The sequence below is a fragment of the Plantactinospora alkalitolerans genome, from assembly GCF_015690345.1.
In the GTDB taxonomy this organism is placed as follows: domain Bacteria; phylum Actinomycetota; class Actinomycetes; order Mycobacteriales; family Micromonosporaceae; genus Plantactinospora; species Plantactinospora alkalitolerans.
In genome coordinates this window covers 1-10,959 of record NZ_JADPUN010000318.1, presented here as the reverse complement: position 1 = coordinate 10,959, position 10,959 = coordinate 1, and the positions used below count along the sequence as shown (strand labels likewise).

The following is a 10,959-nucleotide window of genomic DNA, read 5'->3' as shown; positions in this document are numbered from 1 at the left end:
AGCTGGCACATGATCGCCAGCGCCTCCTCCCGGGCCTTCCAGGTCGCCGCGTCCTTCTCCGCCGCGCGCTCGGCGTCGGAGAGCGCGCGTACGGTGGCCGCCGCCGCCTCCTGCGCGGCGACCGCCTCGGCGTGCCGGGCGTCCAGGTCCGCGTTGTCCCGGTCGGCCTCGCTCGACCGCTCCGCGACCGCGTCGAGTTCGGTCTGGGTCTGTTCGGCCCGGACCTGCGCGTCGGCGTGCGCGGCGGCGAGCCGGGCGATCTCCTCGGCCGCCGAACCCGTCCGGGCGCGGGCCGAGTTGACCTGCCCGGTCAGCTTGGCCAGCCCCTCCCGCCGGTCGGCGATCGCCTTGGCGGCGGCGACGAGCGACCGCTCCGCCTCGGCGAGCTGACGCTCCAGCTGCTGTCGGCTCTCCACCGCCTCGGCCAGCCGGATCTGGTCGTCGGTGAGCGCGGCGCGCAGTTCCTCCTCGTGTGCGCGTACCTCCTCGGCCTCGGCTTCGAGCCGGTCGGGGTCGCGGCCGGGGCGCTCGTCGTCCGGGGTGGCGCTGAGGTGACGCAGCCGTTCCCGGGCCAACTGCTCGGTCGAGCGGAACCGCTCGGTGAGCGCGGAGAGCTGGTACCAGGTGTCCTGGGCGCGGGTGAGCAGCGGAGCGTCCTGCGCCAGCGCCGTCTCCAGCTCGGCGAGCCGGGTCTGCACCTCGGCGTGCTCCCGCTCGACCTGCTCGCGGCGCTGCCGCAGCGCCGCCTCGTCGGCGATCTCCTTGTCCAGCGTGGAACGCAGCGTGGCCAGGTCGTCGGCGAGCAGGCGCAGCCGGGCGTCCCGCAGGTCGGCCTGGATTCCCTGCGCCCGCCGGGCCACCTCGGCCTGCCGGCCGAGCGGCTTGAGCTGGCGGCGCAGTTCCGCGGTCAGGTCGGTCAGCCGGTTCAGGTTGACCTGCATCGCGTCGAGCTTGCGGAGTGCCTTCTCCTTGCGCTTGCGATGCTTGAGTACGCCGGCCGCCTCCTCGATGAACGCCCGCCGGTCCTCCGGCTTGGCGTGCAGTACGGCGTCCAACTGTCCCTGACCGACGATGACGTGCATCTCCCGGCCGATTCCGGAGTCGGAGAGGAGTTCCTGGATGTCGAGAAGCCGGCAGGAGTCGCCGTTGATCTCGTATTCGCTCTCACCGGACCGGAACATCCGTCGGGTGATCGACACCTCGGTGTAGTCGATCGGCAGCGCGCCGTCGGTGTTGTCGATCGTGAGGGTCACCTCGGCGCGGCCCAGCGGGGCCCGGCCGGCGGTGCCGGCGAAGATCACGTCTTCCATCTTGCCGCCGCGGAGTGCCTTGGCGCTGTGCTCGCCGAGCACCCAGGCGATCGCGTCGACGACGTTGGACTTGCCCGAGCCGTTGGGCCCCACCACGCAGGTGATTCCCGGCTCCAGCTTGAAGGTCGTGCTGGAGGCGAAGGACTTGAAACCCTTCACCGTCAGGCTCTTGAGATACACGCTCTCGATCCTCGTCCGACGTGACCGCCGGGCAGACTCGCCGCTTCCCGGTCCGTTCCGCTCCCCAGTTCCGTCCGGCACCACCGGGACCGGATTCGCCGGTCCGGTCGGCCGCGACCGGACGGCGGAGGAGATGGCTCGCTCCCGGCGGTGGGAGCCTGGTCAACCCGCAGGGTAACCCGGGATCCGACGCCCTGCCCCACGCGGCACGCACCGATCAGGGTATCGGATCATCCGGAACCCCTCCCGGGGGCCGGACCGGCCTCGGATGGCTCCAGTCACGGCAATCGGCCCCGATACAGAACTGCGCGCCGCCACGGACGTGTCGGCGCGCGATTTCTGGGTGCGTTTCAGTTGTTCAGGCGGGGGCGCCGGTGACCCGGCGCCCGGAAGCTCAGGTCAGCGCGGGCTCGGCCAGCCGCAGCAGGTCATCTGCCTCGGCGACCGCCGCAGCGAGCCGATCGTTCTCGGCGCGCAACCGCGTAGTCTCGAACTCCAGTGCCTGAACCCTGGCACGCAGTCGGGTGACCTCGTCGAGAAGGCGCCGGTCTGGCGCCGCACCAACGTGGCCGTAGAGGGCCTTCGCCATATCGTCTCCTTGTAATGCGCTGCCGGAAAGGCCGGCCAACGCGCGCCCAACTCGTTCGCGACTACCTACCCGCAGGCAAAACCCGGGCATGGTCGGGCGCGACTGGCGACACTTCTATAGTGTGCCGATGTCCCGGCTGAGTCAAGTTCCACCGGGCATGGGCCACCTGTGCCGTCCACCACCCGGAACCGAGGGCTGCCGCAAGGCACGAACCAGGTCGCTGTTCGGACACCAGGAGCGTACCGCCAGTCGATGTTTCATCTGGTAACGCCCCAGGCCAGGGCGCCGATCCCGCTCGCGGGCCTCCTCTTAACTCTTCCTTAGCCGCGTTGCCCCAGGCCAGGGGCCCGCGTAGCGTCCGCACGGTCGGAGAACCGAACTGGTGGAGGTAGCGGCGTGCACGGGTGGAACGAACCGGACGACCGGGACGAGGGCCGGTGGGGGCCCGTCCAGCCGGCCGGTCGCGCCCAGGCGCCCGGCCGCTCGGGATATCCGGACAACTCGGAACCGGACCTGACGGCGGAACTCGGCACCTTTGCGCTGGGCCCGGAAATGGACGCCTTCGAGCCGGATATCGACGCCTTCGAGCCGGATCCGGAAGTCGAGACCGGGCGTGGACGGACCGCCGACGTACCCCGGTGGACGAGGTCCGACGACCGGCGTCCGGACGGCCGCGGCGACACCTCCGCGCCGCCCCGCCGGCAGGCCGATCAGCCGGACCGCCGGCAGGCCGATCAGCCCGGTGGTACCGGACGGCACCGGCGACCGGGCCGCCTGCCGGGGCCGGTGGGCCTGGGGCTCGCCGTGACCGCCCTGCTCGGCCTCTTCGGCGCCGGAGCCGCCTTCCTTCCGGCCAGCCTCGCCGACGCACCCGGCGCCCGCTCGAACCGACCCGCCGCCGACGCGGCCGCCCCCGACGGGTTCGACGAGCCGACGGCACCCCTGGACGAACCGACCGGGGTCGACGCCGAAACCGCCGCACCCACCCCGACCGCCACCGCACCATCGGCGACACCGAAGCCGACGGCCACCACCGTCAGGCCGCCCCGGACGACCAAGCCGACCGCGCGCCGTACGCCCGCCAAGACCCCGGCCCGGTCGAGCCAGACCGGGGACAGCCGGGAGGCGCAGGTGCTGGAGATCGTCAACCGTGAGCGCGCCGCCAACGGCTGCGGCTCGGTGGTGATCAACAGCGATCTGGCCGAGGCGGCCCGGCTGCACAGCCAGGACCAGGGCGAACACACCAACATGTCGCACACCGGCAGCGACGGCAGCGACTTCGTGGAGCGGGCCCGGAGGGCCGGATACAACAGCCCGATCGGCGAGAACGTGGCCATGGGCTACGCCACCCCGGCCGCGGTGATGGAAGGCTGGATGAACAGCTCCGGACACCGGGCCAACATCCTGAACTGCAAGGCGAAGGCGATGGGTGTCGGGGTGGCCACCGGAGCCGACGGCCGGCTGTACTGGACCCAGGTGTTCGGCTCCGCCGCCTGATCCGTACGTCGCGCCGGCCGGCCGGCTGACCCGTACGCCGCCCTCCGCCGTGCCCGCCGCACCGGCTGACTCGTTGGCCGGTACGAGGGGGTGTGCGGCTGTTGAAAACCGCAGTTCACTGAGGTGCCGAGGAACCGGGCCACGGGACTGCTCCTCGCGGTCGGGCTGCTGCTGCTCCTGCCCGGATGCCGCCTCCTTCCGAACCGCTCCGCGCCGGTGCCGCCCTGGCCGGGTAGCCCCGCCCCGAGCTGGCAGTGGCAGCTCAGCGGGCCGCTCGACCCCACCGTCGACGCCGAGCTGTACGCGCTCGACGTCTTCCGCACCTCGCTGGAGGAGGCCCGCCGGCTCCGGACCGACGGCCGGCGGCTCATCTGCTCCGTGGAGGTCGGCATCCATCAGGAGTCCCGCCCCGACGCGACGCGGTTTCCGGCCGCCGTGCTCGGCCGCCCGGCCGGGATACCCGGTCAACCGAAGGGCGCACCGCGCGGCCGGTGGCTGGACATCCGGCAGTGGTCCACCCTCGAACCGGTGCTGGCCGACCGGTTCCGGCTCTGCCGGGGCAAGGGTTTCGTCGCCGTACTGCCGGTAGGGATGGAGTCGTACACCCGCCGGACCGGGTTCCCGTTGACCTTCGACGACCAGCTCATCTTCAACCGGCACGTCGCCGAGCTGGCCCGGCAGACCCAGTTGGCTCCGGGACTGACGAACGACATCGACCAGGTGCTGGCGTTGGAGCCGTACTTCGACTTCGTGGTCAACGAGGAGTGCTTCCGGCGTACGGAGTGCGACCGGCTGATGCCGTTCGTGGATGCCGGCAAGCCGGTGCTCCACGTCGAGTACGAAGGGTCGACCGTCGACTTCTGCACCGCCACCGTCGGCTACGGCTTCAGTTCCATCCGCAAGAACCGGAACCTCGACGTACGCCGCGACCCCTGCCCGCGCTGAGCGGCGCCCCGCCTCCGCGCCGGGCGGCGCAGGCGCTGGACGGCAGCGCCGGGTGTCCTCACCCGGGCGCTGGTGTGCGGGGCCGGGGTTGGCAGCGGGGGCAGCTGAACGACGAGCGGTTCATGAAGGCCTCCCGGCGGACCAGCGCGCCGCAGTGCCGGCACGGCAGCCCCTCCCGGCCGTAGACGTTCAGTTCCCGGTCGAAGTAGCCGCTCTCGCCGTTGACGTTGACGTACAGCGCGTCGAAACTCGTGCCGCCCTGCTTGAGCGCCTCTCCGAGTACGTCGCGAACGTGCCCGAGCAGGCGGGTGATCGCCGGACCGGTGAGCGCGTCGGTCGGCCGGGCACCGTGCAGGCGGGCCCGCCAGAGTGCCTCGTCGGCGTAGATGTTGCCGACGCCGGAGATCAACGTCTGGTCCAGCAGCGCCCGCTTGATCTCCGTACGACGCCGGCGTACCGCGGCCACGAAGCCGGCGTCGGAGAACTCCGGATCCATCGGGTCCCGGGCGATGTGCGCGATCTCCGACGGCAGGGTCGCGCCGCCCTCCGAGACCGACAGTCCGCCGAAGGTGCGCTGGTCCACGAAGCGGAGTTCCGGCCCGCCGTCGTCGAAGGTGAAACGGATCCGCAGGTGGATCTCGTCGGCCGTTCCCGCCGGCCGGACCAGTAGCTGCCCCGACATGCCCAGATGCCCGATGACCGCGTCGCCGCTGTCCAGCGGCAGCCAGAGGTACTTCCCACGACGGCAGGCGGCCAGGATCGTCCGCCCGGCCAGCACCGCCGCGAAGTGCTCGGCACCGGCGAGGTGCCGGCGGATGGCGCGCGGATGCCGTACCTCGACGGCCTCGACCCGGCGGTTCGTCACCCACCGGCTCAGGCCCTCCCGGACCGTCTCCACCTCGGGCAGTTCAGGCATGTGATCCTCGATCAGTTCGGCGTGCTGGGCCCACCGGCGGACCCCCCGGCCGGTGCGGTACGAAAACCTGCCACGGAATCGGTCGCCGGCGGGGCGGCGGAATCGACGCCCACGGTCGCGTCGGTGCCGGCGGAGAATTCGACCCCGACGCCGACCTCCGGAGCACGGCCGTCGTCGATCGCGGCGACCGGAGCATCGGCCGAGCCCGCCAGCGGACCACCCGCCAGCGGACCACCCGCCGACGGCCCGGCAGCCGGCGGGGCGGCGTCCTCGCCCTGGTCGGAGAGGGTCCGCCAGGCCGCCTCGGCGGCCCGCTGCTCGGCTTCCTTCTTGCTGCGGCCGTCGGCGCCGCCGTACTTCCGACCGGCGACCACCACCCAGGCGGTGAAGGTCTTGGCGTGATCCGGACCCGCCTCGTCGATCCGGTACTCCGGAACGCCGAGCCCCAGCGCGGCGGTCAGCTCCTGCAGGCTGGTCTTCCAGTCCAGCGCCGCCCCCCGCCCGGCCGACTCCGCCATCAGCGGGTCGAAGAGCCGGTGGATGACGATCGCCACGGTGTCCAGACCGTACTGGAGGTAGATCGCGCCGAGCAGCGCCTCGAGCGTGTCCGCGAGGATGCTCGCCTTGTCCCGGCCCCCGGTGCTCTCCTCGCCCTTGCCCAACAGCAGGTAGGGCCCGAGACCCGCCGGGCCGAGCCGCCGGGCCACGTCGGCCAGCGCCCGCATGTTGACCACGCTGGCCCGCAACTTGGCCAGTTGTCCCTCGGGCAGGTCCGGATGGTTGTGGAACAACGCCGTCGTGATCACCACGCCCAGCACCGAGTCACCGAGGAACTCGAGCCGCTCGTTGGTCGGCAGTCCACCGTTCTCGTACGCGAAGGAGCGGTGGGTGAGGGCCCGCTCCAGCAGTTCCGGATCCAGGGCGACGCCGAACGCCGCTTCGAGGTGGGTGATCGGCGGTCGCCGCCGCTTGTCCTTGGTCATGCCGTTACCTCGGTGTCGGTGATGCGGTTGGCCCCCGTCAGTTCGGCCAGCAGCGTGGATACCGCCGCGATGGCCCGACGGCGGTGCAGGTGGGCGGCGAGCGCGATGCCCGATGCGACGTCCTCGCCCCGGGCCGCGCCGTGGCAGACCACCACCGCGCCGGCCACGCCCAGCAGCGCGGCGGCTCGTGGGGCACCGCCGCTGGCCGGCGGACCGCCGGCCATCGCGTACGCGCCCTCGATCCCCTTGAGCAGTACGTTGCCGGTGAAGCCGTCGGTGACCACCACGTCGGCGCGGGCACCGAGGGTCACGTCGTACCCCTCGACGAGCCCGACGTACCGGCCGGCGGCCGGCAGTGCCTGGTCGGCGATCACCGGGTCGGCGGCTCGGCGGGCCCGGTCGCCCTTGCCGGGCTCGGTGCCGATGGAGAGCAGTCCGACCCGGGGTTCGGACATCCCGTACGCGACGGCGGCGAAGGCCGCGCCGAGCACGGCGTGCCAGGCCAGGGTGGCCGGCCGGGCCTCCAGCGAGCCCCCGACGTCGAGCAGTGCGACCGGGCCGGCGAGGGCCGGCAGGGTGGCGACCAGCGCCGGACGCCGGACGCCGGACCAGCGACCGAAGCCGAGTACGGCGGCGGTCACGGTGGCACCCGTCGAACCGGCCGAGACGACGGCGTCGGCCGCGCCCTCGGTCACGGCGGCCACCGCCGCCCGGATGGTGCTGTCCGAGCGGACGAGCGCGGCGGGCTCCCCGGTCATCGCGACGGCCTCTCGGACCGGCCGGACGGCAACCCGGTCCCGGTCGGCGGGCCGGAGCATGGCAATCAGCCCGTCGGCGACCTCAGCCGGGCCGACAAGCAGGAGACGCAGATCGGGGTCAGCGCCGAACGCCCGCAGAGCGCCGTCAACCACGACGGCGGGAGCATCGTCCCCGCCGAGGAGGTCGACGGCGATCCGCACGGTGCCCGGCTCCACGGGGACGCCGGCCGGCCGAAGTCGGTCGGCGGCGGCGGGAGCCGGCACACCGGGCAGTCGCCAGGGCGGGTGCGCCGCCCGACCGGAGGTCGGTGGCGTCACTCGGGGATCCGGATCAGACCTCGATGACCTGGCGGCCGTTGTAGGTGCCACAGACGCTGCAGGCCGCGTGCGGCAGCTTCGGCGACTTGCACTGCGGGCAGGCGACGGTCGCGACCGCCGTGGTCTTCCAGTTCGCCCGGCGGGACCGGGTGTTGCTGCGCGACATCTTGCGCTTGGGGACGGCCACGGTACTTCCTACTCTTCTTGACGGGTCAGTTGCGACAGGCCCGCCCAGCGGGGGTCGACCTGCTGGTGGCTGTGGTCAGCCGGCAGTTCGTCCCACTGCACCCCGCACTCGGGGCACAAGCCTGGGCAGTCTTCCCGGCACACCGGGTTGGTCGGCAGTGCGAGCACCACCGCGTCCCGCAGTACCGGTTCCAGGTCGATCAGGTCGCCCTGCATCCGGCCCACCTCGTCCTCTTCGGTGGTCTCGACCGTGGTGCTGTGCTCGTAGGCGTACAGCTCCTGGATCGTGACGACCAGCGAGTCCGTGATCGGGCGCAGGCAGCGGCCGCACTCGCCCCGAACGGGACCGGTGACGGTCCCGGAGACGAGTACACCCTCGGACACCGACTCGAGCCTCAGGTCGAGGCTCAGGTCCGCGCCCTCCGGCACGCCGATCAGCTCCAGTCCGAGGTCTGCCGGTGCCGGTGCCGTCCGAGCGACCGTACGCAGCACTCCAGGACGGCGCGGCAGTTCCCTCGTGTCGAGGACCAGCGGCGACCTGGGGTTGAGGTGGGTCGGCAGATGCTTGGGCATAGTCAGACTCCGGCCTGTGCGAGGCCGACGAAACAGGTTACCTGAGCAGCGGGCTCAGCGTCGAATTGGGGCAGGCCAGCCCGGTCCTGAGCGGCTCGGGCCGGGTCGGCGATCCGGACGGCAGACTCAGAACGGCAGAGGACGTTCATTTTCCTCCCCCGCGAAGGTGCCGATCTCCCGCAGCGCGTGCATCTTGTCCCGGCCGCGTTCGATGGAGGCCAGCGCCCGGGTCAGGAACTGCTCGAAATTGGCCAGCGCGGTGTCGACGTAGTCGTCGACCTCCTCCCGGAGCCGCTGGGCCTCGGCCCGGGCCTCGGCGACGATCCGGGCACCCTCATGCTCGGCGGAGACGGTGATCTCGTTGACCGAGACCAGCCGGGCGTGTTCCGCCTCACCCTCGCTGATGATCCGGTCCGCCTCGCGCTTGCCGGCGTCCATGATCTTGTCGCGCTCGTCCAGCAGAGCCGCCGCCCGGCGCAGGTCAACGGGCAGTTCGACGCGCAGCTCCTCGAGGGCACCGATCATTTCAGCGCGGTCGACCATGGCGTTGTTGCGGGACATCGGGACGGAACGCGCCGTCTCCACCATGCCGATGATCTCGTCTATTCGATCGAGCGGGTCCACCGGTACCTCACTCCCGTCGTTGCTTCGGTCGACCTACATGATGAGGTGTCAGACCGGATTACTGCTCAACCAATGATGCGGTGCGCCCCGGACCGGGCTGGCGATCGACCCGGGACCGGCGCGTCGTCGCAGGCCAACGAGCGTTCACGGTCGGCCGGAAAGCCCGGTCACCAGTCCGGGTGGCGTCGGATCGAGCCCGGGAGGTCGGCCGTCGGGACCGGGTGGGACCGCCTCGCCGGACCGAACGGGCCCCGTCGTCGCCGGTCAGGAACCCGGCCGGACCAGCCGCTCCCGCAGGCGTTCACGGACCACGTCCGGTACGTGCGGAGAAACGTCACCGCCCCATTTGGCGACGTCTTTGACCAGGCTCGAGGAGAGGAACGAATAGAGCGGGCTGGTGGGCATGAACAGCGTCTCGACCCCGGCCAGCCCGATGTTCATCTGGGCCATCTGCAACTCGTAGTCGAAGTCGCTCACCGCCCGCAACCCCCGGACGACGACCGCGGCCTGCTGGGTACGGCAGAAGTCGACCAGCAGACCCTGGAACGACTCCACCCGTACGTTGCCGTCGGCCGCGGTCACCTCGCGGAGCATGTCGATCCGCTCGTCGACGGTGAAGAGCCCATGCTTGGACTCGTTGATCAGCACGCCGACGATCACCTCGTCAAACAGTCGGCTCGCCCGACCGATGATGTCCAGGTGACCGTTGGTGACCGGATCGAAGGACCCGGGACAGACCGCACGTCTCACGATCGGCGACCGTACCAAAGAGTGGTCTCGCCGTAGCGGCGGCTGCGCTCGGCAGTGATTCCCTGCACCCAGTCGACCGGCCCGGTCCGGGTGGACCGCTCCAGCACCAGCACGGCGTCCGGGGCCAGCCAGCCGTTGTCGCGCAGTGCCGCCTGCACCACCGCGAGGTCGGCCTCCGGTACGGCGTACGGCGGGTCGGCGAAGACGACGTCGTAGGGGCCGCCGTCGGGTGGTGTGCCGAGCACCTGGGCGACCTTCCCGGTCACCAGTCGGGCGGTACCGGTCAACGGGCTGGCCGGGGTGGAGCGCAGGGCGGCGAGGTTCTCCCGGATGATCCGGGCGGCCCGGGGATCGGACTCCACCAGCAGCACCTGGGCGGCCCCCCGGGACAGCGCCTCCAGGCCGACCGCGCCGGAGCCGGCGTACAGGTCGGCGAAGCGGGCGCCGGTCAACTCCGTCATCGACTCGACCGCGCTGAACAGCGCCTCCCGGACCCGGTCACTGGTCGGCCGGGTGCTCGCCCCGGGCGGCGCGGAGATCCGGCGCCCACCGAGCACTCCGGCGACGATCCGGGTCATCCCGACTTCCTCTCCATGGACCCGACGCTACGCGATGATCGTGCTCCGGCTTCCGGTGGCCGACCCGGACAAAACGACAGGGCGCACGCACCGAGGGAGATAGCTCCATCACCGCCCGTTTATCAATCATCTCGAATTGACAACATCATTGTTAGAGGAGCCTGAAGAGTATCCGCGTTCGGCGCCAATCGCTAAGGTCGTGCGCTGTGCCGGCTGCGTCTTGCCGGCCTACGACACCGGGAAGGCAATTTTCGCAGGTCGCGCCTTACCGGCAGCGACCCTCATCGCTATTCCCTACGTCGTCCGTGACGCTCTCATCTCTCAGGAGTACGCGTGATCCGTCCTAAGCTGTCGCTACGGCGATCGGCCGCCATCATCGGGGCTGCCTTCCTCGGCCTCGGCACGGTGGTCACGTTCGCCGCCCCGGCCAGCGCCCACCACCCCGAGATCAACGGCACCTACTGCGTGGTCAAGGGAAGCAACAACTACGAGTTCAAGTGGACGGTCGGCAACAGCGAGAACATCAAGGCTGAGGTCACCCAGGTCCGCCCCGGCCCGGCCGGCGACATCAAGGTCGGCGCGGAGCTGAACCCGAGGGGCGGCGCTCCGCTCACCGGCACCGAGACCCGCACCGCCCCCTCCGCTCGCCAGCTCGAGAAGACGCTGACGGTCGAGGCCAAGTGGATCCGGCCGGACCGGATCGTCATCGAGCACCGCACGGTCAAGGCGGTGGACAAGGGCAAGTGCAAGAC

10 protein-coding genes and 3 pseudogenes are annotated in these 10,959 nt (G+C 71.4%); 3 read left to right on the top strand and 10 right to left on the bottom strand.

The features are described 5' to 3' along the window. The coding region (locus tag I0C86_RS35025) for a chromosome segregation SMC family protein (RefSeq protein ID WP_196205598.1) at nt 1–1,490 on the bottom strand (1,490 nt) is incomplete at its 3' end. Nucleotides 1,491–1,884: 394 nt separating this feature from the next. Then, the gene (locus I0C86_RS35020) at nt 1,885–2,079 is read right to left on the bottom strand and encodes a hypothetical protein (RefSeq protein WP_101370286.1); all 195 of its coding nucleotides are present in this window, start codon (nt 2,077–2,079) and stop codon (nt 1,885–1,887) included. Between the two features lie 396 nt (nt 2,080–2,475). On the opposite strand from I0C86_RS35020, the gene I0C86_RS35015 reads away from it, so the two are divergent. Next, nucleotides 2,476–3,576 (top strand): CAP domain-containing protein, encoded by a 1,101-nt coding sequence (locus tag I0C86_RS35015; RefSeq protein ID WP_196205597.1) that lies wholly within the window; start codon nt 2,476–2,478, stop codon nt 3,574–3,576. Nucleotides 3,577–3,699: 123 nt separating this feature from the next. Then, nucleotides 3,700–4,521 carry an endo alpha-1,4 polygalactosaminidase gene (locus tag I0C86_RS35010; protein ID WP_196205596.1) on the top strand — a complete coding sequence of 274 codons (822 nt, stop codon included), beginning with the start codon at nt 3,700–3,702 and terminating at the stop codon, nt 4,519–4,521. A gap of 58 nt (nt 4,522–4,579) precedes the next feature. On the opposite strand, the gene mutM is transcribed toward I0C86_RS35010, so the two are convergent. The 8 genes and pseudogenes from mutM to rsmD all read right to left on the bottom strand — a co-directional run. Continuing rightward, nucleotides 4,580–5,437: a bifunctional DNA-formamidopyrimidine glycosylase/DNA-(apurinic or apyrimidinic site) lyase gene (gene mutM, locus I0C86_RS35005; protein WP_196205595.1), complete on the bottom strand. Its 858-nt coding sequence runs from the start codon at nt 5,435–5,437 to the stop codon at nt 4,580–4,582. Between the two features lie 230 nt (nt 5,438–5,667). Further along, nucleotides 5,668–6,420 (bottom strand): annotated as a pseudogene (gene rnc, locus I0C86_RS35000) (ribonuclease III); the annotation flags it as partial. Further along, nucleotides 6,417–7,394: a phosphate acyltransferase PlsX gene (locus I0C86_RS34995; protein WP_196205599.1), complete on the bottom strand. Its 978-nt coding sequence runs from the start codon at nt 7,392–7,394 to the stop codon at nt 6,417–6,419. The gene I0C86_RS34995 and the pseudogene rnc, both read right to left, overlap by 4 nt. 115 nt (nt 7,395–7,509) lie before the next feature. Then, nucleotides 7,510–7,683 carry a 50S ribosomal protein L32 gene (rpmF, locus tag I0C86_RS34990; protein ID WP_192767583.1) on the bottom strand — a complete coding sequence of 58 codons (174 nt, stop codon included), beginning with the start codon at nt 7,681–7,683 and terminating at the stop codon, nt 7,510–7,512. 8 nt (nt 7,684–7,691) lie between these two features. Continuing rightward, a complete protein-coding gene (locus I0C86_RS34985) occupies nt 7,692–8,255 on the bottom strand; it encodes a YceD family protein (RefSeq protein WP_196205594.1) in 564 nt (187 codons plus the stop codon). A 126-nt stretch (nt 8,256–8,381) separates the two neighbouring features. Beyond that, nucleotides 8,382–8,879, bottom strand: coding sequence for a hypothetical protein (locus tag I0C86_RS34980; protein ID WP_192767581.1), 498 nt, complete (start codon nt 8,877–8,879; stop codon nt 8,382–8,384). 264 nt (nt 8,880–9,143) lie between these two features. Continuing rightward, nucleotides 9,144–9,629, bottom strand: coding sequence for a pantetheine-phosphate adenylyltransferase (gene coaD, locus I0C86_RS34975; protein WP_196205593.1), 486 nt, complete (start codon nt 9,627–9,629; stop codon nt 9,144–9,146). Next, nucleotides 9,626–10,216 (bottom strand): annotated as a pseudogene (rsmD, locus tag I0C86_RS34970) (16S rRNA (guanine(966)-N(2))-methyltransferase RsmD); the annotation flags it as partial. The pseudogene rsmD and the gene coaD, both read right to left, overlap by 4 nt. 324 nt (nt 10,217–10,540) lie before the next feature. Between rsmD and I0C86_RS34965 the strand changes: the two are divergent. After that, nucleotides 10,541–10,959: pseudogene (locus tag I0C86_RS34965) on the top strand (cell wall anchor protein); the annotation flags it as partial.

Coding starts and splice junctions, on each gene's coding strand:
- I0C86_RS35020 (WP_101370286.1), bottom strand. CDS start 2,079: ATGGCGAAGGCCCTCTACGGCCACGTTGGTGCGGCGCCAGACCGGCGC.
- mutM (WP_196205595.1), bottom strand. CDS start 5,437: ATGCCTGAACTGCCCGAGGTGGAGACGGTCCGGGAGGGCCTGAGCCGG.
- I0C86_RS34985 (WP_196205594.1), bottom strand. CDS start 8,255: ATGCCCAAGCATCTGCCGACCCACCTCAACCCCAGGTCGCCGCTGGTC.